11 protein-coding genes are annotated in these 23,900 nt (G+C 68.1%); 6 read left to right on the top strand and 5 right to left on the bottom strand.

Annotated features, from left to right (window positions below):
• The first annotated feature begins 12 nt into the window (after positions 1-12).
• On the top strand, positions 13-2,430 hold the full coding sequence (locus ABEA93_RS30395) for a glycoside hydrolase family 3 C-terminal domain-containing protein (RefSeq protein ID WP_345679054.1): 2,418 nt from the start codon (positions 13-15) through the stop codon (positions 2,428-2,430).
• 82 nt (positions 2,431-2,512) lie between these two features.
• Here ABEA93_RS30395 and ABEA93_RS30390 read toward each other — a convergent pair whose 3' ends face one another.
• The 4 genes from ABEA93_RS30390 to ABEA93_RS30375 all read right to left on the bottom strand — a co-directional run bounded on the left by ABEA93_RS30390 (position 2,513) and on the right by ABEA93_RS30375 (position 11,524).
• The gene (locus tag ABEA93_RS30390) at positions 2,513-5,569 is read right to left on the bottom strand and encodes a glycoside hydrolase family 2 TIM barrel-domain containing protein (RefSeq protein ID WP_345679053.1); all 3,057 of its coding nucleotides are present in this window, start codon (positions 5,567-5,569) and stop codon (positions 2,513-2,515) included.
• An 83-nt stretch (positions 5,570-5,652) separates the two neighbouring features.
• A complete protein-coding gene (locus ABEA93_RS30385) occupies positions 5,653-7,353 on the bottom strand; it encodes a glycoside hydrolase family 3 protein (RefSeq protein WP_345679052.1) in 1,701 nt (566 codons plus the stop codon).
• Between the two features lie 174 nt (positions 7,354-7,527).
• On the bottom strand, positions 7,528-9,960 hold the full coding sequence (locus ABEA93_RS30380; protein WP_345679051.1) for a glycoside hydrolase family 2 TIM barrel-domain containing protein: 2,433 nt from the start codon (positions 9,958-9,960) through the stop codon (positions 7,528-7,530).
• 97 nt (positions 9,961-10,057) lie between these two features.
• Entirely contained in the window at positions 10,058-11,524 is a 1,467-nt protein-coding gene (locus ABEA93_RS30375; protein ID WP_345679050.1) for an MFS transporter, read from the bottom strand.
• A gap of 474 nt (positions 11,525-11,998) precedes the next feature.
• Here ABEA93_RS30375 and ABEA93_RS30370 point away from each other — a divergent pair, with 474 nt between their 5' ends.
• On the top strand, positions 11,999-14,260 hold the full coding sequence (locus ABEA93_RS30370; RefSeq protein WP_345679049.1) for a glycoside hydrolase family 3 C-terminal domain-containing protein: 2,262 nt from the start codon (positions 11,999-12,001) through the stop codon (positions 14,258-14,260).
• A 123-nt stretch (positions 14,261-14,383) separates the two neighbouring features.
• Here the strand turns inward: ABEA93_RS30370 and ABEA93_RS30365 are convergent, their stop codons facing one another.
• Positions 14,384-15,361, bottom strand: a complete 978-nt coding sequence (locus ABEA93_RS30365; RefSeq protein WP_345679048.1) for a LacI family DNA-binding transcriptional regulator — start codon at positions 15,359-15,361, stop codon at positions 14,384-14,386.
• A 402-nt stretch (positions 15,362-15,763) separates the two neighbouring features.
• Here ABEA93_RS30365 and ABEA93_RS30360 point away from each other — a divergent pair, with 402 nt between their 5' ends.
• The 4 genes from ABEA93_RS30360 (at position 15,764) to ABEA93_RS30345 (ending at position 23,890) form a co-directional block, all read left to right on the top strand.
• Complete coding sequence (locus ABEA93_RS30360; RefSeq protein WP_345679047.1) at positions 15,764-17,065, top strand: ABC transporter substrate-binding protein; 1,302 nt, start codon at positions 15,764-15,766, stop codon at positions 17,063-17,065.
• Between the two features lie 8 nt (positions 17,066-17,073).
• A complete protein-coding gene (locus ABEA93_RS30355; protein WP_345679046.1) occupies positions 17,074-19,458 on the top strand; it encodes an ATP-binding protein in 2,385 nt (794 codons plus the stop codon).
• A 5-nt stretch (positions 19,459-19,463) separates the two neighbouring features.
• A complete protein-coding gene (locus tag ABEA93_RS30350; RefSeq protein WP_345679045.1) occupies positions 19,464-22,322 on the top strand; it encodes an ABC transporter permease subunit in 2,859 nt (952 codons plus the stop codon).
• 65 nt (positions 22,323-22,387) lie between these two features.
• The gene (locus ABEA93_RS30345; RefSeq protein ID WP_345679044.1) at positions 22,388-23,890 is read left to right on the top strand and encodes a glycoside hydrolase family 43 protein; all 1,503 of its coding nucleotides are present in this window, start codon (positions 22,388-22,390) and stop codon (positions 23,888-23,890) included.
• Positions 23,891-23,900 lie beyond the last annotated feature (10 nt).

The raw sequence follows: 23,900 nt of genomic DNA, 5'->3' as shown, positions 1-23,900 counted from the left end.
AGGATGAGCGCATTGAGCAGGGACAACCGAATCGAAGCGCTGCTGGGCGAGCTGACACTCGCCGAAAAGTGCGTGATGGTCGCAGGGCAGAGCAGCTGGACCATCGCAGGCTGCGAACGGTTGGGCATTCCGGACGTGACGGTCAGCGACGGGCCTGTGGGCGTCCGCGGGCGACGCATGGGCCCCGGCCTGTTGGTGCCGGGGCCTTCGGCGCTGGCCTCTACGTGGGATCCCGACCTCGTCGGCCGGATCGGCGCGGCGCTTGGGGCCGAGTGCCTGGACAAGAACGTGGACGTGCTGCTCGGGCCGACGGTCAACCTGCACAGGTCACCTCGAGGCGGCAGGCATTTCGAGTCCTTCAGCGAGGACCCGCGGCTGTCCTCCGCGATGGCCGTGGCCTACATCGAGGGCCTCCAGTCGACCGGGGTCGGTGCCTGCGTCAAGCATTTCGTCGCGAATGACCAGGAGACCAACCGCCACACGGTGGACGTGCGCGTCGACGAACGCGCCTTGCGGGAGATCTACCTGCCGCCGTTCGAAGCCGCGGTCAAGGCAGCTGGCGTCCGCTCCGTCATGGCCGCCTACAACTACGTCAACGGGGCGCACGCCTGCGCCCAGCCCGACCTGGTGGAACGGCTCCTGAAGAAGGAATGGGGCTTCGACGGCGTCGTGATCTCGGATTGGGGTGCGGCGAAGGAGACGGTCGCCCCGGCACTTCACGGCCTGGACGTGGAGATGCCCGGCCCAGGTGACCACTGGGGCAACGGCAAGCTCCAGGCCGCCGTGGAGTCCGGATCGGTCGACGAGGCACTGGTCGACGACAAGGTCCGCCGCCTGCTTGCTCTCCTGGAATGGCGCGGCAGACTGCCCGGCATTACCGACAATGACGAGTCGCCTCGGGAGACCGCGGAGCACCGGGTAATTGCCCGTAAGGCCGCCGCGGCCTCCTTCGTCTTGCTGCGCAACGAAACCGGGCTGCTTCCGTTGCCTCGTGATCGCCGGGTCGCAGTCATCGGCCCATGCGCCGCAGAGACCAGCCTGCTCGGTGGTGGATCGGCGACGATCGAGCCCTACCGCACGACTAACGTGCTCGCGGCATTGACCGATCGGCTCGGCAGTGAGGTGGTGACGTCCGCCGCGGGTGTCCGCTTGCGCCGCAAGGCGGACCCGGTGCCCAAGAGCTGGCTCGGACCGGACGGAGTCACCGTCGAACTGTTCGCGGGGGACACCTGCTCCGGCGAACCGGTGGCAGTGGAGTCGCGGCAGGACTTCGACGGCCACTGGGGTACCTACCGCCCCGCCGAGGGCGCCGCTGCGCTTTCGGTGCGCCTCAGGGCCGTCGTCACCCCGGAGTCGTCCGGCCGCCATCTCCTCATGGCGGGTGGTTTCGGGCTCGCTCGGGTCTTTGTCGACGGAGTACTGGCGGCGGAGAACACAGGTGACACGTTCCCGGCGTGGATGGCAGTCAACGCGACCACCGTTCCGATCCACCTTGAGGCGGGGCGCGCCTATGAGTTCGTCCTCGAGCACACCCCTCAGATGCCCGTGCCCCTGGTCATGACTCGCCTGGGGCTGGAGTACGACCCCCACTCCGCCGAGGAACTGCTGCGCGAAGCGGAGGCGGCGGCAGCAGCGGCCGATGTGGCAGTTGTGGTCATCGGCTCCACGGACGAATGGGAGAGCGAAGGCCAAGACCGCACGTCCATGAACCTCCCAGGCAACCAGGACGAGTTGGTCCGACGCGTGCTTGCGGCCAACCCCGCCACTGTTGTCGTCCTCAACTGCGGTGCTCCCGTGACCATGCCGTGGTTGCAGGACGCTCCGTCCGCGCTGCTCGCCTGGTATCCCGGGCAGGAGGGCGGCGAGGCCATCGCCGACGTGCTGCTCGGCGACGCCGATCCCGGTGGTCGCATGCCGACCACGTGGGCGCACCGCGAGGAGGACACTCCCGCGTATCTCAATTTCCCCGGCGAAGCCGACACGGTTCACTACGGCGAGGGGATCTACGTGGGCTACCGCTGGTATGACGCCCGCAAGATCGAGCCTTTGGTCCCCTTCGGACACGGTGGTTCCTACGCGCAGTTCACCTGGAGCGCCCCCCAGGTCAGCGGCAACGGTACTGATCTGGCTGTCGACGTCCTGGTGAGCAACACCTCCGAACGGCCCGGCAGCGAGGTCGTGCAGGTGTACATAGCGCCCAAGGCCGCGCCGGTCCACCGGCCGCGCAAGGAACTGGCCGGCTTTGCCAAGGTGCATCTGGTCCCGGGCGAAACCACCACGGCACGCGTCGAGTTGAGTAGTCGTTCGTTCGCGCGCTGGGACCTGGCGAGCCATGGGTGGGTTGTCGATCCCGGTGAGTACGACATCATCGTGGCCGCGTCCGCGACGGACATCCGGGCTGTGGCGCCTCACACGGTGAAGGAGGCCTGACGCCGCCCGCTGCGGGGCCACACGCGACGACGCCGCCGGTGCCCATAGGGGCGCCGGCGGCGTCATTCGGCATCGTGTCCGATTACGTTCCCTGAGCCAGTTCCAGCTGCCACGACCAGCTGTAGGTGCCGCCACCCACCCGGTACTGCGGCAGCGTGTCGGGGCCGAGCGCGCCGGTTCCCATCCCCCGATGGGCGATGTCGACGTGAATGAAGGTCTCCGGCCGGGGCTCGAGTTCCCAGGCGTGAGCCGCGGCTTCCAGATCAGCGGGGAGGTAGTGGGATGCGTTCAGTTGCGCAGGCCGGTCGTTGATGACCGTGACACGGCTCCCGGCGCTGTCGGCCAGGGTGAATTCGTTGACATCCGCCCGCCCGCCGTTCTCCTGGGGGACCAAATAGGGGACGAACAGATCGTCGACAGTGGAGTTCCAACGCGCATACGTGCCGGATCGCTTGCGGTCCGGATACGTCTCGTGCGGTCCCAAGCCGAGCCATGAGACGGTGTCGAAACCCGGAACGGTGGCGAATGCGATGCCCAGACGCGGGATGTCGTCGATATCCGCCGGAATGACGACGTGCTCGTGGAAGGCATACAGACCGTCGGATAGCGCAGTTACTTCCTGACGATGCTGGATGACCGCGCCGTAAGCGGTCGTGTACTCGCAGACGACAGTTGCTGTGGCACCGCGGACACGCGTCTCGACCAGGGCGCGGCTGACGCGGAACAGACCGCTGCGAACGAACCGGGAGTCCAAGCCGATGGAGACATCGTTCTCTGTCGGCGCACGCCAGAGCGACAGTTTGGGAGCGTCGCTGAGCAAGGGGTGCACCAGGAGGCCCGCGTCGTCAAGGCGAAGCACGGCTTCGGACCCCGGGGTGGCGGCCCGACGCGGCGGGACGACAGGCAGCGGCACATGGAGGCGGACGAGTTCGTCACCTGCTTCCGCCCACGCGGTTGCCTCGGCAAGCTGTACCACCACGGTGAGTGCGACCGCATCGGGTGCCGCGAGCTGTGCACCGATGTCCTCGGGCAACTCGAGGACGCCTTCGCCGCCGGCGGGGATATCGGGTGCTTCGACGACGACCAAGTCACCTGGTCCTTGCGTCCGTTCCACGGTCAGCCCCAGGCGGAGACCGGACAGGTCGCGGAAGGTCTGGCGGTTTCGCAAACGCACCAGCCCGTGCTTGGCCTCATCGGCACCGGACAGGATGCGGACCGGTGCGAAGAGGTACCGCGCCTCGAAAAGCGCGGGCTTGGGCGTGCCGTCGGAGAACGCGATGCCGTTGATACAGACGGCGCCGTCATGGGGCTCGTCTCCGAAGTCGCCGCCGAAGCGGAAACGGCCGTCACAATCAGGGTCGAGTCCGTGGTCGTACAGCTCCCAGATGAAGCCGCCTTGGAGACCCGGCGTCGACTCGAACAAGTCCCAGTAGTCGCCGAGACCGCCGGTCGAGTTCCCCTGGGAGTAGGCGTATTCGCACGCGATCACCGGCCGGTCGGCTGCGGGGTGCGCTGCGTAGGCCCGCAGTGCGTCGAAGGCTGGGTACATGGGGCACACCACGTCGGTAGCGCGATGACCGCCGTGCCAGTTCTCGGCGATCGCACCTTCATAGTGGAGCGGACGCGTCGGGTCGTAGGACCGGGCCCATCCGGCGGCGGCGTCGTGGTTGGTGCCGTACCCGCTCTCGTTTCCCAGCGACCACATGATCACCGACGGGTGGTTCTTGTCGCGACGCACCATGCGGGAGACTCGATCCACGAACGCCCCCAGGTAACGGGCGTCTTCGCAAGCGGTTCCGGAATGGCCGTGCGCTTCGATGTCCGCCTCGTCCACGACATACATCCCGTATTCGTCGCACAGCTCGAGGAAGTACGGATCGTTGGGGTAGTGCGAGGTGCGGACGGCGTTGACGTTGAAGCGCTTGAGCATCGCGAGTTCGGCGCGCATCTGATCGCGGGAGATGACACGGCCGGTGCGAGCGTTGAAGTCGTGGCGGTTCACCCCCTGGATCCACACCCGGCCGCCGTTGACCAGCAGGTCCCGGCCGCGGATCTCGACACGGCGGAACCCGACCTGGACCGTGATACGTTCGGCCGACTCCCCGGTGGGCGAAACCAGTTCGACTTCCAGGGGATACAGGGTGGGCTGCTCGGCCGACCACGGGCGGACGGTCGGCACCGGGCTGTGGAACGCGACGTGGCCGATGCGTCCCGGCATCGCCTGCTTGTGCATGCGCTGGGCGATCGCCTTGTGTTCGGGGGACAATGCTGCGCCCGCCGCGTCCAAGGTCCGCAGGTCCAGCATCCCGTCCGCGATGCGCGAAACCGGCGGTTCGTCCGGGTACTTCTTGCCGCTTGCCTGCGGGACGGCCGGCGGCGGCTCGTCGATGGGGACCGCTGCGGGCTCCGACGCGTACAGGTCCGGCACTCGGGCACGGACGGTCCACCCGGGCGCCAGTACCCCAGTGCTGGAGACCAGCACCTCCACCTTCAGGTCACCGTCGGCCTGCTGAGCGTCGAAGTCCGCGACCGCGTGGACGTCGGCCAGGTACGTCGTGCCGGTGGTGTAGATGAACACCGGCCTGCTGATACCGCCGTGCCACCAGTGATCCTGATCCTCGACGTAGGTGGCGTCCGACCATTTGACGACGGTCAGTTCCAGGACGTTGTCACCGGGCTGCACTTGCGCCGTGATGTCGAACTCCGCCGCGAGGTGGGAGTCCTTGCTGAACCCGACATCCCATCCGTTCAGCCGGACCAGCAGCACGCTCTCCGCGGCCCCGACGTGGAGGACGACCCGGCGGCCGTCCCAATCACCGGCGGTGAACGTCCTCCGGTAGACGCCGGTCGGGTTCTCATCGGGCGGATGCGGGAGGTTCGACGCGAACGGCATGGGGATGTTGGTGTAGTGCGGGCGGTCGCCTGCACCTTGCATCGTCCACAGACCGGGCACCTGGGCGGTCTGCCACTGGTCGCTTCGTTCGGCTGTCGGGTGTGGCAGCAGCTGGAAGTCCCATGCGCCGTCGAGCGAGAGCTGCTCGGCATGAGGCACGGCGTGCATCGGCACACGGTTGGACGACGTCAGCTCGGGCGCGTCCCAAGGTTGTACGCGGAACACGTCGGTGTGGTCGGGGTTCATCGTCGGGCTTTCCTCGTCGTTGACGGGCGCGGCGCCATGGGCGGCGTCGCGCCCGTCGCGGCGTGCGTGGTCGGGGGAGTCGGTCAGTACGCCAAGCCGTGCCCGAACTGATAGACGGCCTCGCTACCGTCGCTCGGGACGTCGCTGCGCTGACGTTCGACGTCGGCCATCGAACGCGGAAGCTGGAACGGCAGTTTGCCCTCGGGCCGGCGATGCCCGAAGAGGACGTCCAACAGCGGCGCGTCGGCGGCACCGTAGTTCGCGACGACCGCGGCCGCTGCTTCGGCGATCTCCGGGAACACCGCCGGGCGGTCGAGGTAGATGTCGACCACGGTCGGCACCGCCGCGCACACCCGCTGGATTCGCGTGATCTCCTCGTCGGCGAACGCCAGGCTGCCGGAATGGAAGCTCTGCTCGATCCAGCCGGAGCGCTCCTCGTACGGGGTCTTCAGCCGCAGGATTGCCACGTCCGCTTCCTCGGGACTGGCGACGACCGTGCCGTAGGCGGCGGCAACCTGAGGGTCGACACCTTCCACGTACAGCCTGGTTCCCGGCGCCAACGGCAGGAGCGCGGACGGGTCCCCGGCCGCTTCCCGGGCCGCGGGATTCTTCAGGACCGTGACGGACCGACTCTGTGCGAGGAGGCCTGCCTCGAGCGCCGCGGGCGCGCCGACCAGCGCGGCGGCGGCGTCGACATCGACGAACGGGTTGTCGAAGAGGCCGAGGACGAACTTCTCGCGCAGCAGCCGCCGTACCGATGCGTCGATCCGCTCCGAGGAGATCCGCCCGGCGCGGATGAGGTCGACGAGAAGCTCGGGACAGGCCTCACCGCCGATCTGGTCGCAGCCGGCCTCGATGACCTTCAGCACCCGCTCGGACTCGCTCAGGTGTTCCACACCCCACGCGCGGGCGGCGTAGATCGGGGCGTCGGTGATCAGCCCCCAGTCCGTGCAGACGATGCCGTCGAAACCGAGCTTCTCCCGGAGGAGTCCGGTGATCACGCCGCGGTTGAACCCGAACCCCACCGGCTCCATCTCGGTGCCGACCGGCATGCCGTAGTACGGCATGATCTGGGAAGTCCCCGCCTCCAAGGCCTTGAGGAAGGGGGCGAGGTGATAGTCGAACCTGCCGCCCGGGTAGACCTGTTCGCGGCCATGCGGGAAGTGGGGATCTTCCCCGTCCTTCTGTGCGCCGCCGCCGGGGAAGTGCTTCGTCATCGCGGCCACGGAGTTCGGCCCGATCCGGTCCCCTTGGAGTCCGCGGATGTAGGCGGCGGCCATACGGCCGGTCAGCTCCGCATTCTCGCCGAAGGTGCCGTTGATGCGGGACCAGCGCGGTTCGGTCGCCAGGTCGATCTGCGGGTGCAGCGCCACCCGGATTCCGACGGCCAAGTACTCACGGCGCACCAGGTCGGCGAACTCGCGGACCAGCTCTTCGTCGCGGATGGCCGCAAGCCCGGTCGTTTCCGGGAACTGGGTGAATCCGAGGGCGATGGCCGAGGTCGCGGGATTGTCGGTGAAGTGGTGCCGCGGGTCGCTCGACAGCGTCATGGGAATGCCCAGGCGCGTCGAGACGGCGATTTCCTGCACGGTGTTGTGCCAGGCTGCGATCTGCGCAGGCAGGGCACTCCCCACCAGGTTCAGGTGGTTGATCGCCTGCTTGTCGATCATGTCGCGGACCAAGGGCAGCCACCGTGTCTGGGCGGGATCGTCGACCAGTTCCCCGTCCGCGCCAGGCATGGCGATGTGCTGGAACATCAGCCCCGCCTTCTCCTCGGGCGTCATGCGCGCGAGGAGGTCCTCGATCCGCTGGTCGACGGGGAGGGTGGGGTCCTCGTACGGGGGGCATGCGCACCGCCGCGGAAGTCATTGCGCGTCGAGGCGACGCGGCTCGGCTGAGCCATATCGTGCCTTCCTCATAGTGGTCGTGATGAAGATTCGCTGATTGCGCCACGCGGTCTACTCGACCGTCACCAGGACCTCCACCGGTTCGCACTCGGGAGCGGTGGCGACCAGGCGGATCTTGCCGGGGCCTGTCGGCCGGAGCACGGCCAAGGCCCGTCCCTCGAACGTTCGGCGTTCCGCCGTGTCGAAGCGTTCCTCGGTGGACGGGTCCGCGCTGCCGAAGGCCTGGAGCACGCCGTCGCCCGATACTTCGACGCAGAGGGGTCGGTCGGCTGCCGAGTGCGGGGTGCCGTGCGCGTCAGTGAGTGTGAAGGTCACGTACGCCAGTTCCCCGGCCGTCGCGCTGAGGGTGGGACGGTCGATCTCGGTCTGCAGGCAGAGTGGCCCTTCAGCGGTCCGCACGGCGCAGCGGCCGCTTTCCCGGCCCTCGCGGTAGGCGACCGCGGTCAGCTCGCCCGGCTCGTAGGTCGCATCGAACGCCGTACGGAAGCGGTGACCCTTGCCGACCGGACGACGTCCCAGGGAACGGCCGTTGAGCAGGAGTTCGACTTCGTCGGCGTCGCTGTAGACCTCGACCACCACCGGGGCTCCGTCGAAGCCGGGCCAGGTCCAGCTCGGCAGGGCATCGCTCCACGCCCACGGTGTACCGGCGAAGGTCTTGCCATGGTGTTCCGGGCGCTGGACGGCGATGTAGGGGCGGTCGCGAAGCCCGAAGACGATCTCGCGGTAGTAGGACGCCGGGCGCCGGTGGCCCGTGATGTCGATGTCGCCGCAGCCGGCCACCAGATGGGGGTAAGGCGCGACGAAGGCGGGCCGCGGGTTCTCCTCGGTGATGTACTGGGCTCGGCCGACCCCCACTTCGCCGAGGTAATCCCAGCCCGTCCAGGTGAAGTCCCCGACGACGTGGGGGTGTTCTGTGACCAGCTGCCAGTTGCGGTCGATCCGGGTCGGGAACGTCTCGGTGCCGACGATGATGCGGTCGGGGAACAGTTCCCGGTCGAGACCGTAGCGGTCCTCCGCGTAGTTGATACCCGCCACGTCGAGCACACCGAACGACTCGGCTGTACGCCGGGTGACCAGCTCCGACGTGCTGACCGCGTTCATCATGTCGCCCGGATCAGTCGCCATGAGCGTGTTGATGCCGGCGCCCTCGGCCGCCTGCTTCCGCAGGCTCGCCAGGTCGTCCATCACGGCGAGCATTCCGTTGACCGCGTTGGTGACGTACCGGGTGGGGTCGAGCGACCGCACCTTCTCGGCGAGCCGACGGCCCCACACTGCGCCCGCCGGAGAGCCGGTCTCGGGAATCTCGTTCCCTATCGAGTACATGACGACGCTGGGGTGGTTGAAGTCCTTGGCCACCATCGCCTCAACGTCCCGTTCCCACCATTCCGGGAAGTCGAGGCTGTAGTCGAACGGGCTCTTCGCCGACGTCCACACATCGAAGGTCTCGTCCATGACCAGCATGCCGAGCCTGTCGCACGCGTCCAGCATGGCAACGCTCATCGGGTAGTGGGACATGCGGATCGCGTTGAACCCGGCCTCCTTGAGGATCCGGACGCGCCGTTCCTCGGCCGAGGCGAATGTCGCGGCGCCCAGCACACCGTTGTCGTGGTGCACGCAGGTACCGCGCAGCTTGACCGGCTCACCGTTGAGGCGCAGGCCGCGTCGCGGATCGAGGCGGAGGGAGCGGATACCGAATGTCGCGGTCTCGCTGTCGAGGCCGCCTTCTTCGTCGGTGAGGCTCACGTGCGCGGTGTACAAGTGGGGAGTGTCGGGCCCCCACAGCAGCGGGCTCTCGACGTAGTGCCTCGCGCGGACGACCGCGGATTCACCGGGCAGCACGGTCACGGGGGAGTCTGCGTGGGCGACCGTAGTCCCGTCGGCGTCACGGATCTCGGTGGCCAGGCTCAGCGTGCGCGTTTCGCAGGACTTGTTCTCGACGGTGCTCGCCACGTCGACGGTCGCAAGGTCCGCGTCGATGTCCGGGGTGGTGATGCGGACGCCGTCGGCGGCAATCCGCACCGGACCTCCGACGAGCATCCAGGTGTCGCGATAGATGCCGGCGCCGGTGTACCAACGGGCGTCCCGGTGTGCCCGGGCTTCGACGCGGATCTCGTTGTCCTGTCCGAAGCGCAGGAACGGTGCGATGTCGACGTGGAACCGCGAGTAGCCGTAAGGACGCTGCCCCGCATAGGCGCCGTTGACATACACCGTGGCATCTCGGTAGACGCCTTCGAACTCGACGAGAATGTGCCGCCCACGATGGTCGGCCGGGACGAAGAAGTTCTTCCGGTACTCGAACGCCCCGCCGGGGAAGTAGGCGTTCGCTCCTGCCTCGCCCCCCGACTCCTTGTCGCGCTGCAGCCCGATCATCGCGTCGTGGGGCAGAGTGACCGCCGTGTAGGGCACGGCCTGGCCGGACAACTCGGCGAAGGGATTCACCTTCGGCCGCATCTGCCAGTCTTCGTTGAACGAACGGCGGATCACTCGTGCTCCCTGTGTGGTGCCGGCGGCCCGATTTGTCGGTGACCGCAGAGGAGGTGCTGCAAGGACCGATGTCCCCACGGCTTACCGGGGCGTGACGTCAGCCGATGTCGGCGGCGGAATCGACCTTTTCGGAACGCGGGATCTTCGGGATCAGCAGAGCGAGCGGCACACCGACGGCGCAGATGGCGGCGATGAGCCAGAAGCCGTGGGTGAAGCCCGAGTCGAGGTAGAACTGCGTCCCGTGCATGACCTTGCCGTCGCGCGCCATGATTACGAACACGACCTGGGTCGCGATTACCTGGACCACGCCCTGCGCGATGTTCTGCGCGCCGTTGCCGAGTGCCTGTTCTTCGGATGACACCGACTGGATGACCATGATGGGCACGACCGCGACGACGATGCCCATGCCCACGCCTGCGATGAGTCCGACCACGAGGATGTCGCCGGCAGAGTGGTGCAGCTGCGAAGCGAGGCCGTATCCGCCGGCGGTGAAGATGCCGCCCACCGCGAGGAGGATGCGGGTGTCGGTCCTTCGGGCCAGTGCGCCGGTGGCCACTGCCACGACCAGGAGCAGGGCGCTCATCGGTGCCGTGACCGTGGCGTTCCGGGTCGCCGACCACCCCAGTCCGTCGGAGACACCGGGAATAGCCGGCATCAGTGCCAGGAGCTGCATCATGGTTCCCACGGCGTAGACGGCCCCGGCGGCCACGGACGTAGCCAGCAGCACCGTCCACACCCGGCGGCGGCTGAGCAGGGCCTTCGGGAACAGCGGATGCGCCACCCGGCCTTCCACGAAGCCGAACGCCACTACGGCCACGACACCCGCCCCGGCCCACGCCAGCGTCGTCGTGCTGGTCCATCCCCATTCCGAACCCTGGCCGATGGCGTAGACGACCATGGTGAGCCCGCCGCCCAGAAGGAGTCCGCCCAGCCAGTCCATCCGGCTTTCCCGCTCCCGGACGGAGCTCTCGGGAATGAAGGCGAGGATCAGGCCCAGCACGACCACGGTGGCGATGACCATGAACCACAGCGCGCCGCGGAACCCGTGGCTGTCGATCAGCCAGCCGGACAGGAAGGGGCCGCCGAGCGCAACCAGCCCCACACCTCCCCCGAGGAGCCCGCTCGCGGGGCCGACCAGCTTCCGCGGGAAGACGTCCCGCGCCATGGAGTAGGCCAGCGGCCCGAGCGGGCTGTAGAGGCCGGCCACTCCGCGCCCGATCAGCAGCGTGCTGTAGTTCGTCGCGACGGCCGCGATGAGGTCGCCGACGAGGCCGCAGATCGTCAGGGCGACCATCATGCGCTTCTTGCCGTAGATGTTGGCTGCCTTGACCGCGAACGGCATGACGAACGTGCCGACCAGCGCCCCGGTCAGGTTGAACCACGCGATCTTCGTCGTATGGAAGTGGATCGCCACTTCCGACTGAGCGTTCCCGCCGATCAACCCGACGATGGGGACAAGCTGAACCGCCAGCAGCAACGCAGTCAGCGTCAAGGCGTGGCGGGCGCCGAATCGCGTGGGGTCGGCGGAAGGTGGTGCCGACGCCTTGGGCATGGCGAGAACCATGGGGTGGTGCCTTTCGCAGGGGGCGTCGCAGCAGACGTCGCAGGGTTCAGAAGGCAGTGTTGTGAACGGCGGCCTTCGCCCTCGGCTGCCGACGGCACAGAGGATGTTCGGCGAGGGGTCGCCCGGCGGAGGTATGCGCCCGAGGCGAAGCAGGAACCCTCGCGCTAATGCGTATTACCTACCGTGGAATAGCACTGTATGCACATCGGCGGATGGCGCACAAGACACCTGCCGGCAACAGTCTCGAAACCTGCCGCCCCAGCCATGGGCGGCCGGCGGCGCCCGTTGCCTACCCTCGGCTGCCGAGGCAAATCCCCGGCCGCTGCTCGAGATAGCCGCTTGTCGAGCCCTCACTGTTCGCCTATCTTGCCTACGGGCGCTAGTAATGCGCATTACAACAAGATTCCGACTGTGGGCCGCCGGCAGTTGTCGGTGCGGACCCGCGGGCTCTTCGACATGACTCGGAGGACGGCTGTGCACGACGCGACGGACATCCGGCTGGTTGTTTCTGCTCTCACCCTGCAGGAGAAGGCGAGGCTGCTCTCCGGCCGAGGCGGCTGGGACACGTTCGCCGTCGAGCGGGTCGCCGTGCCGTCGATCGTGCTGACCGACGGTCCCCACGGTCTCCGCATGCAGGATCCCGCCGCCGAGCGGTTCAGCTTCGAGGCGAGCATTCCCGCCACATGCTTCCCCACCGCGGCGGCACTCGGGTCCTCGTGGGATGTGGGCCTGATCGGCCGGATCGGCGAGGCCGTGGCGGCGGAGAGCCGGGCAGCCGGGGTCTCCGTACTCCTGGGGCCGGGTGTCAACATCAAGCGGTCGCCGCTGTGCGGGCGGAACTTCGAGTACCTCTCGGAGGACCCGCTGCTGAGCGGACACCTCGGAGCCGCCTTCGTGACCGGAGTGCAGGGCGCCGGCGTCGCTGCTTCGGTCAAGCACTTCGCGGCCAACAACCAGGAGACCGACCGCATGCGGATCGACGCGCGCGTCGACGAGCGCACGCTCCGCGAGATCTACCTCGCCGCGTTCGAGCACATCGTCACCACCGCCAAGCCGTGGACGGTGATGGCGGCGTACAACAAGCTCAACGGCGTCTACGCGACCCAGAACTCCTGGCTGCTCACTGAGGTGCTGCGCGACGAGTGGGGCTTCGACGGTGTGGTGGTCTCCGACTGGGGGGCGGTCACCAGTCCCGTTGCCGCGGTGTCGGCCGGCCTGGACCTGGAGATGCCGTCCAACAACGGCGCGAGCGCGGAGTCGCTCGTCCGGGCGGTCACCGCGGGAGAACTGGACGAGTCGGTGCTCGACCGTGCCGTGACGCGCCTGCTCGAACTCGTCGGCCGCACCGCACCGGGGCGCGAGCCCGGCGGAGCCGTCGATCTCGACGGTCACCACGCGCTGGCGCGGATCGCCGCCGCGGAATCCGCCGTCCTGCTGAAGAACGACCACGCGATTCTGCCGCTGGACCCCGACGCGGACGTGAGCGTGGCGGTCATCGGCGAGTTCGCGCGCACCCCGCGGTACCAGGGCGCGGGCAGCTCGCGTGTCAACGCGACCAAGGTCGACAACACCCTCGATGCGATGACCGAGACTGCGGGGCAGTCGATGCGCCTCGAGTTCTCACCCGGTTTCCGGCTCTCCGGCGAGGAGGACCCGGAGCTGCTGTCCGCAGCGGTGGCCGCGGCCGGGAGGGCTGATGTCGCCGTGTTGTTCCTCGGCCTGTCCGAAGGAGTGGAGTCCGAGGGGCACGATCGCACGGACATCGAGCTGCCGGCGGACCAGCGGCGTCTTCTGGAGGCCGTGGCGGAGGTCAACAGCCGTGTGGTCGTCGTCCTGGCGAACGGCGGCGTGGTCGACGTTGCGAGCTGGGAAGGGCACGCCGCGGCCGTGCTGGAGGGGTGGCTCACCGGGCAGGCGGGAGGCGGGGCGATAGCCGATCTGCTGTTTGGCCGTGCCAACCCTTGCGGGCGACTGGCAGAAACCATCCCGCTGCGGCTGGAGGACACCCCGTCGTTTCTGGATTTCCCCGGCAGTGACAGCGTGGTCTCCTACGCCGAGCGGCTGTACGTCGGCTACCGCTACTACGACGCCCGGAACATGCAGGTTGCCTACCCGTTCGGGCACGGGTTGTCCTACACGGCCTTCGAGTACAGCGATCTCGGCACCAGCATTGCCGGCGCGGGGGACGGCGTCGCGGTACGCCTTCGGTTCACCTTGACCAACTCGGGTTCACTCCCGGGCAAAGAGGTCGTGCAGGTGTACGTCGGCGACCCCGAATCCTCGATCGACCGGCCCGTGCGCGAACTGAAGGCGTTTGCCAAGGTCGAACTCGCCCCCGGTGCGTCGACGCAGGTCGAATTCGAACTGCGCGCACGCGATTTCTCCTTCTACAGCAGCACGCGCGGCGGCTGGGTCCTCGAAGCGGGAGACTTCGACATCCACGTCGGCGGTTCCTCCCGGGACTGCCGCCTGGCCGCCCGCGTAACCATCGATGCGCCTGCACAGCAGGCGGCGCTCACCCCGGACTCCACGGTCGGCGAGTGGCTGGCACACCCCAAGGCCGGCCCGGCACTCCTCCGAGCCATGAGCCGGGTGGAAGGGTCGGCGGCGGCCAGCGACCCCACGGTGATGCGAATGGTCGAGTCGCTGCCGCTGTCCCGCCTCGTCTCGATGAGCGGGGGCCGGATGGACCCCGAAGAGATCTTCGGCCTCTTCGATGCCGGGGAGCACGTGTAGGCCGACGGACGGACTCGCCCGGCCACACGCGCCGGTTCCCGTGTTCCGCATCGTCGACCGCTCGCCGGCCCGTTCCGGGGACGGCGCGTCATGGCGAGGCGGATGCTTCCGCTGCCCTCGATTTCATGTCGAGGACCGCAGCACCAACTCCGGTGCGAACCCTTCGGTCACGGGGACCGGCTCGCCCCCCCTCAGTTCGGCCACGACCCATTCGGCGCGGCGGCGGACCACGGCGTCCACGTCGAAGTGGACCGTGGTCAGGGGCGGGTCGGAGAGGGGCGCGGTGGGGATGTCGTCGACACCGATCACGGCGATGTCCCCCGGCGCCCGGAGATCATGGGCCCGCATGCCCGCGAGGACCGCGATCGCGGTCTCGTCGTTGAAAGCGCACACGGCCGTCACCGACTCCGCCCGCCAGCCGGCCACCGCCTCGGAGGCACTCGCCGTGGCCAGGCCGATTGTTGCGACGACGGGTTCCGGGAGACCCGCGGCCGTGCAGGCGTCCCTTGCGCCGCGGAGACGCTCTTCCCCCATCCGCCGCAGCGCGTGGTGAGCGGGCATCGCGTAGCCGAGGCGGCGATGACCGCGATCGATGAGGTGTTGGGCCTGCATATGGCCTATGGGCGCCATTGAGGAGACGCCTTCGGCGGCGGCGGGCAGCACCACATCGGCGCCGGCGCGGTGCAGTGCTTCGACCGTCTCCGCGTCGAACGGTTCGGAACCGACGACGACCGAAGCACCGACACTGGCACAGACATCGGGCAGCGCGCGCCCGCGCGGCCCGGCCAGGTGGGTGACCAGGGTCAGGCGATGGGCGGCCAAGGCGTCGGCAAGCCCCTCGATGAAGTGGCTGAGGCCCGCTCCCAGGGGAACGTCCGGGACGGCCAAGAGCACAATGTCGCTGCGCCCCGCGGCCAGGCTTCGCGCGGACGCGTTCAGGCGGTAGTCCAGCTGACGTGCGGCGTCCAGTACTCGCTGCCGGGTCTCTTCGGGGATCGAATGCCCCGGCCGGTTGTTGAGCACGAAGCTGACCGTCGTTTGCGAGACCCCCGCGGCGCGGGCGACATCGGTGCTGGTGGGGCGCTTTCGAGGACGCGTCATTGCCTTCTCGTCGCAGTGCCGGGTGGGTGACCGGGCTCAGGATACGGCCCGGACGGGCGTCGTCGACGGGACATCCGCATGTGACGGACGTCCGCGGCGCGCTCGATCCACAAGGTCATCCGGTTACCGAAATGTAACCGGCAGGTGTCTTGCCGGTCTCCCAGGTGGCTGGGAGTGTGATGTTCCGCATTAGTAATGCGCATTATAGGTCGTGGAAGACGGCTTGGTTGCAGAGCCTCCCGTGCCGGCCGCACCGGCCGGCCCGCATCGAACACGGCCCGCACAGCTCCCGCCGGTCGCCTGAGCCCTTCACCATCCGGCTCGGCAATGCCCCTTACTGCCGCGACGTGACGGCACCGCACGGCTTGCACCGAATCGACCCCGACGAAATCGGAGCCCGAGATGAAGTCCCTGCGCACCAGATGGAGAACAGCCTTCGTGCTGGCGGCCGCCGCGACGCTTGTCGCCACAGGCTGCTCCGCGGAGAAGAAGAACAGCCCCGGCAGTGCCGGTTCGCAGGGCGGCGCGCCTCCGGCGGCCAAGACCGCGCCCGGGGTGACCCAGGATTCGATCAAGGTGGGCATTGCCTACCCCGACCTGTCCGCGGTCAAGCAGTACCTGAACGTCGACCAGGGGGACTACGAGGCGACGTACAACGCGCTGATCAAGAAGATCAACGACGCGGGCGGCATCAACGGCCGCAAGATCGTCCCGGTATTCGGCGCGATCAACGTGGCTTCGCCGGCGGCCGCGCAGGAGACCTGCGTCAAGCTCACCCAGGACGCCAAGGTCTTCGCCGTTGTCGGCACCTTCAACGCCAACGAACCGCTCTGCTATGTGCAGACGAACAAGACCGCCGTCGTCGGCGGCCCGCTCACCTCCAAGAACTATGCGCAGGCGCAAGCCCCCTGGTTCTCCGATCAGCGCGGGGGAGACGAAGTAGGCGACGCCATGGCCCTGTTCAACGCCGACAACGCGCTGGCGGGCAAGAAGGTCGCCGTCGTCGGCGTCGTCAACGAGCAGTCCCTGGTGTCGGACACCGTGATTCCCGCGCTGCAGAAGATCGGCGTCACCCCGGTCGCGACCGGCATCCTGGATGCCTCGTTCCGCGACGCGGCCGCGGTCGCCCAGCAGACGGGCGTGTTCATCCAGAAGTTCCAGGCGGCGGGGGCCGACACGGTCGTCGTGGTCGGTGGCATGGGAGGGGAGTTCCCCAAGCAGCTGGCGAAGACGGACTACCGGCCGCGCCTGCTGTTCACCAGCTCGTCGTCGGCATCCATCTACACGGGTGATGCGAACACGCGGGATCTGACTCCCGTGACGAACGCCGCCGCGCTCGGTCCGAAGACGACGTGGAACGAACCGACGCTGCAGGACTGCGTCGCCACCGTCGAGTCGGCCATTCCCGCGCTCAAGGGCACGTTGTCCGTGGATCCCGAGACCGTGCCCGCGGGCAAGCCGACGCCGCAGGTGTCCACCCAGACGGCTTGCCGCGCCCTCACGCTGTTCAAGGCGATCGCCGACAAGGCCGGCAAGGACCTGAACTACGAGACCTTCCAGAACGCCGGATTCGGCCTCGGCCCGCTGCAGTTGCCCGGAAACGCCGACAAGGCCAACTACTCGCGTGAAACGCCGCACGGAGCGATTCCGATGCGGCTGGCCGTCTTCGACCCCGCCAAGCGGAAGTTCGTCGCCACCTCCTGAACCGCCGGATGCGTCGCCGACGCGACCGACCGGGTGCCCGAACACCATGGCCGCACCGGCAGTTCGGATCCGGGGCGTCGCGTCGGCGGCACTCCCGTCCCGTAATCCGCGGAGATTGTCATGCCACCGTTTGTTCCCTTCCTGCGCGCGAACCGGCTCGTTCGGTGAGCGCGCCGTACGACTCCGCCCGGTCTCCCGGAGAACCGCAAACGTCGGCGGCCGGACTCGCCGCGGGACTGATCGACGCCGAGACCCAGAGGCGCGAGCAGCAGGCCGAAGCGCAGAAGGAAGTGCTGTTCGCGGACGAGCTGCTCCCCGGGGTAGGTGGCGAACACCTCACGCTGCGGGACGGATTGGCGGCCGGCGGATCGGTCACCTTCCTGACACTGGCCGCCCTGGCGACCCTCGACGAACTCGAGTCGGCGACCCTGGGCATCCTCGCGCCGGACATCCGGGACTCCTTCGGGCTGAGCGACGCGGCGATCGTCTTCATCTCGGCAGCCGCGGGCGCCTTCCTGGTGCTCGGTGCACTGCCGATGGGCTGGCTGGCGGACCGGTACCGGCGCAGCCGGGTCATCGGTGCGGCGGGGGTCATGTTTTCCGCGATGGTCCTGGCGTCCGGCTTGGCGGCAAATGCCTTCCTCTTCTTCCTCGCGCGTTTCGGCGTCGGTGTGGCCAAGGCCAGCAACAACACGGCGAACGGGTCGTTGCTTGCCGACGCCTATCCGATCGGAGTACGCGGACGGATTTCCGCGGTCACCTTCAGCTCGGCACGCACAGCCGGGGCCTTGAGCCCGCTCATCGTCGCGGGCATCGCCACGTGGGCCGGAGGGGCGAACGGGTGGCGATGGCCCTTCCTGGTGCTCGGGCTGCCTACGCTCGTAGTGGCTTTGTGGGCGTTCCGGCTTCCCGAGCCGCAGCGGGGCCGGCACGAGATGAAGTCGGTGCTCGGCGATGTGATCGAAGACGCTCGGCCCATGCCTATTTCGGTCGAGGCGGCGTTCGCTCGACTGATGCGGATCCGCACCATGAAGACGGCCATCCTCGCCTTCTCCGCGCTGGGATTCAGCCTCTTCACGGGTTCGGTGCTGAGCAACCTGTGGGCCGACGACCACTACGGCATGTCCACGTTTGAGCGCGGCGTGTGGGGCTCCGTCACAGGCGTCGCCGTGCTGGCGCTGCTTCCGTTCGTCGGCCCCTGGTACGACCGGGTCTACCACCGCGACCCGGCTCGCGCGTTGGTGATGCTCGGATATCTGCTTCTGCCCAGTGTGGTTCTGCTGCCCCTGCAGTGGTTCATGCCGACGGGTTGGGCGTTCATGCTGGTGGGAATTCCCGGCGGGATGCTCAGTTCGGTGGCCTTCGCGATGACGGCGCCGATCATGCAGTCGGTCATCCCTTATCGCCTGCGTGGGCTGGGGGCGGCTCTGGGATCGCTGTACATCTTCTTCGTCGGGGCGACCGGCGGTGCCATTCTCTCCGGTCTGATCAGCAACGCCTATGATCCGCGCGTCGCCGTCCTGGTGCTCGGAGTGCCCGCCAGCGCGGTGGGGGGCCTGCTGATGGTCCGCAGCGCCTCATTCATCCGGAACGACCTGTCGTTGGTGGTTCAGGAACTCCGCGAGGAACTGGACGAGGCGGAACGCCAGAAGGAGGACCCCGAGAACATCCCCGTGCTGCAGGTCAACAACATCGACTTCTCGTACGGCCACGTCCAGGTGCTGTTCGACGTCGCGTTCGACGTCCGGCGCGGCGAGACCCTGGCGCTGCTGGGGACCAACGGTGCGGGCAAGTCGACGATCCTCAAGGTCGTCTGCGGTCTGGGGACACCGTCGCGAGGTGTGGTGCGTCTGGGTGGCAGGACCATCACCTACGTCGCGCCCGAGCAGAGGGGGCGGTACGGCATCCATCTCCTGCCGGGCGGCAAGGGCGTGTTCCCGGACATGACGGTGCGGGAGAACCTGGAAATGGCGGCCTTCCGCATGCGGCGGGACGTCGGGCGCCGGGATCAGCAATTCGCCTATGTCTTGGATCTCTTCCCGGATCTGGCGGGGCGCCAGAGCCAGGTTGCCGGTTCGCTGTCGGGCGGCCAGCAGCAGATGTTGGCGTTGGCGATGGTGCTCATGCACGAGCCCGAGGTCCTGTTGATCGACGAACTGTCTCTGGGGCTGGCCCCGGTGGTGGTGCAGGAACTCCTCGTGATCCTCGAACGCCTCAAGGCCGACGGTCTCACGATGATCGTGGTCGAGCAGTCCCTCAACATCGCCCTGGCGATCGCGGACCGTGCGGTGTTCCTGGAGAAGGGGCAGGTCCGCTTCACCGGGCCGGCCCGTGAACTCGCCGAGCGCGACGACTTGGCGCGCGCCGTGTTCCTCGGCCGGGAAGGAGGCTGAAGGTCATGCAAATGCCCACGATGCAACTGCTGTTCGACGGGGCGGTCACCGGACTGATCATCGGTCTGCTGGCCATGGGGATCGTCCTGGTACACCGTTCCACCCGGGTGATCAACTTCGCGGTCGCCAACATGGGCCTGGTCGGCTCGGGACTGTTCGCCCTGCTCGCGGTGCGCTACCACGTGCCGTACTGGATCGCCCTGGCCATCGCCCTGCTCGCCGGCACCGTCTTCGGCGCCATCGTCGACCTCGCGGTCGTCCGGCGGCTCTTCCAAGCGCCGCGTGTCATCATGCTGGTCGCCACCATTGGCATTGCCCAGCTCGCGCTGACGATCGTCACCGCGTACCCGGACCTGGACGGCTACTCCGACCACACATATCCGGTGCCGTGGTCGGGCACCTGGTCGCCCGTCGACAATCTCCGGATCACCGGGGCGCAGGTGTCCGTCCTTGTCGGGGTCCCGGTCGCCGCGATCGCGCTCAGTTTGTTCCTGGGCCGCACCGTCCTGGGCAAGACCGTCAAGGCTTCCGCGGCCAACCCGGAACTGGCACGGCTGAACGGGATCAACCCGAAGCTGGTGTCCACCGCTGTGTGGGCCATCGCCGGGCTGCTCGCAACGTTGTGCATGATTCTCATCTCGGCCCAGAACGCCTCTCTCACCCAGGTCACCGAACTCGGTCCCACGACGCTGCTGAGGGCTCTGGCTGCGGCGGTGGTCGCCAGAATGGTGTCCTTCGGCGTGGCTCTGGTGTCCGGGGTGCTTCTCGGCTTGATGCAGTCGTTCATCCAGTTCAACTGGTTGGACCAGCCGGGCTTGACCGACCTCGTCGTTTTCGCCGTCGTGCTGACTGCGGTGTTCTTCGTCGGCCGGGGCCGCGGAGCCGAGGCGTCGACGTTCTCGTTCGCTCCCAAGGTGAAGCCCGTGCCCGAGCGTCTGCGCACGGTGTGGTGGGTCCGCCACATGGAACGCGCAGGTCTGGTCGTCCTCGGTCTGACAGCGGTGATCGTGCCGTTGGCTGTGACCCAGCCGTCGCGTCACCTCTTGTACACGGTCATCCTGGCGTACGCGATATGCGCCGCATCGGTGACGGTCTTGACGGGATGGGCGGGCCAACTGTCCTTGGGACAGATGGCTTTCGCCGGGCTCGGGGCCCTGGTCGCCGCGGCTCTCAACCGCGGGATGCACATCGAAATCGGAGCGAACGTCTACTCCCTGCGGCCTCTGACGTTCCCGGCTGCGGTAGCCGTGGCGACGTTGACGGCCGCCGCTCTCGCCGCCGTCGTCGGCGCCGGCGCGCTCAGGGTTCGCGGGCTCCTTCTCGCGGTCAGCACATTTGCGTTTGCTGTCGCGGCCGAGCAGTACTTCTACCGGCGCGACGTCTTCCACGATGCGGGTATGGACACGGCGTCGTTCCCGCGCAGCACGGTCTTCGGGATCGACGTTTCGACGCAACGCGCCTACTACTACGTCGTCCTCGTCGTCCTGGTCGTCGTCCTGGCCGTGGTCGCCCGGCTGCGGAAGTCCGGAATCGGGCGGACCACCATCGGTGTTCGCGACAATGCGGCGACGGCTGCGGCCTACACCGTCAGTGCGACCCGGGTGAAGCTCCGGGCGTTCGCGCTTGCGGGCGGCATCGCCGGCCTCGGCGGGGCTCTCCTGGCCGGCGCCGTGCAGACGGTGCCGTACACGGACAAGTACTTTCTGAGCCCGGACTCGCTGACCTTGGTGTCGATTGTGGTGATCGGTGGTCTCGGGTCCGTCTCCGGGCCGGTCCTCGGCGCGCTTTGGGTGATAGGCCTGCCTGCCATCTTCCCGGGCAACGAGCTGGTACCGCTGCTGACGTCGAGTCTCGGCCTGCTGGTCCTGCTGCTGTACTTCCCGGGAGGCTTGGTCCAGATCGGTTATTCGGCCCGGGACGCCGTCTTGGCGTGGGCCGACAAGCGTGTTGCCCCTGCGCTGCCGGCCAAAACCGCAACCTCCGCGCCCCGGGCATTGACCCGTGAGCGCCCCCGGCCTCTTCCGGACGACCGGGCCGTGCTGTCGGCGTCGGACATCGGAGTCAAGTTCGGGGGACGCAAGGCGGTCGACGGCGTGACCCTGGAGGTGGGGCCGAACGAGATCGTCGGTCTGATCGGCACGAACGGTGCGGGCAAGTCGACCCTCATGAACGCGATCGGCGGATTCGTTCCGGCCCGCGGATCTGTGGAACTGCTGGGCAAGGATGTGTCCGGCATGGCGTCTGCGGCCCGTGCCCGCGTGGGCTTGGGGCGCACGTTCCAGGCCGCCACGCTGTTCCCGGAACTCACCGTTCGCGAGACGGTTCAGATCGCTCTGGAAGCCCGCCGCAGGACCGGCCTGCTGTCCACCGCGCTGCACCTGCCGCACACGTTCAAGCACGAGAAGGCGAAGCGGTCGGACGCCGACGACCTCATCGATTTCCTCGGACTCGGCCGCTATGCGGACGCATTCATCGGCGATCTGTCGACCGGAACCCGGCGCATCGTCGAACTCGCCGGTCTGCTGGCGCTGGATGCTCGCGTGCTGTGCCTGGACGAGCCCACCGCCGGAGTCGCCCAGCGCGAAACCGAAGCGTTCGGGCCGCTCATCCTGGAGGTCCGCCGCGAAATGGGTGCCTCGATGCTCGTCATCGAGCACGATATGCCGCTGATCATGGGCATCAGCGATCGCGTCTACTGCCTCGAAGCCGGCCGGGTGATCGCGTCGGGAGCGCCGGAAACGGTCCGCAACGATCCGAAGGTCGTCGCCAGCTACCTCGGCACCGACGAAAGGGCCATCGAACGGAGCACCGCGCCCGGTCCGGGGACGGGCACACGACGCCGGACGGCGGACGCGCCGACGTAGACACGTGGAGCTTCGCGCGCGGCAGGGCCGGCGCCCGCACTTCCGATCATGAAGAAAGACAAGGCATGAGCACGCATCCGATCCTTCCCGGCTTCCACCCGGACCCCTCCGTCTGCTGGGCAGGGGACGCCTACTACCTCGCGACCTCAAGTTTCGAGTACTTCCCCGGGGTCCCGCTCTTTCGAAGCACGGACCTGCTGAGGTGGGAGCAGGTCGGCAACGTTCTGGACAGGGCCGAGCAACTGCGGGTGGTGCGAGGTGCTGCCGCGGGGAGCACGGGCATCTTCGCGCCGACGCTCCGGTTCCACGACGGTGAGTTCTGGTTGGTGACCACCAATCTCATCGAGCGCGCCAAGGGCCATCTGATCGTGCATACAACGGATCCGGGCAAGGGCTGGAGCGCCCCCGTCTACACGGACGGAGCGATCGGTATCGACCCCGACCTCGCCTGGGACGAGCAAGGGACCTGCCACCTGACGTGGGCGCACGAGGACGGCATCCGGCAGGCGGCGGTCGATCCTCGCACCGGCCACTTGCTGTCCGAGCCCCGTACGGTGTGGACCGGAACCGGACTGGCGCATCCCGAGGCACCCCATTTGTACGCCCGCAACGGCTGGTGGTACTTGGTCATTGCCGAAGGCGGAACCGAACGCGGTCATGCCGTGTCGGTCGCCCGGTCACGTTCCGTCGGCGGACCTTTCGACCCCCACCCGGCCAACCCGGTCTTCTCGCATCGGAGCACGCGTCACCCGGTCCAGAACACCGGCCACGCGGACCTGGTCGCCTCGCCTGACGGCAGCTGGGCCATGGTCTATCTCGGTGTTCGTCCGCGCGGCAGCACGCCGGGGTTCCACGTCAACGGCCGAGAGACGTTTCTTGCGGGGGTCGAATGGGTCGACGACTGGCCGGTCGTCGTCGAAGACGCCTTCGGCGTCCCGCCTCAGCCGACCTCGTTCGTCGACGACTTCGCCGACGGTGTGCTGCATCCGAGGTGGATCTCACCAGGCGTGACCCTGGACACCTTCGTCCGGTGCGAAGACGCCGACGCGCCTCGGGACGGCGGCGTGACCCTCCGTGCCGGACGTCCGCAAGGTGGACGAGAGCCGCACCATCTCCTGGCGGTCCGGGCCCGCGACGCGGAGTGGCAGGCGAAGGCAACTGTTCCCGTCGGCGACGTCGCGTTGGTCGTCCAGATCGACGCTGAGCACTGGGTCGGCGTCGAGCGACGCGGCGATGTACTCACGGCACGGGCGGTCGTCGGGCCTTTCGACCAGGAACTGGGTGCCGCGGCCGGTGTCTCCGCACACAGCCCGCTGGCGATCCGCGCCGTGGACATGTCCGAGGCCTACGGTCTCCACAACGGCCCGGACCGGCTCGAACTCGGCTACGTCCAAGACGGCCGATTCCGGGTGCTTGCCGAAATGGACGGCCGCTACCTGTCCACCGAGGTGGCGTGCGGATTCACCGGGCGCGTGGTCGGCGTCGAGGCTCTGGAAGGCGACGCCGTTCTGACGGAATTCGCCTACGACACGCATCTCGCCGAACCCCGGGCGACCTCCGCCGGGTAGCGGCGCCCCT

This window comes from Yinghuangia aomiensis, from assembly GCF_039542225.1.
Taxonomy (GTDB): domain Bacteria; phylum Actinomycetota; class Actinomycetes; order Streptomycetales; family Streptomycetaceae; genus Yinghuangia; species Yinghuangia aomiensis.
This window is presented reverse-complemented; position numbering and strand designations above follow the sequence as displayed.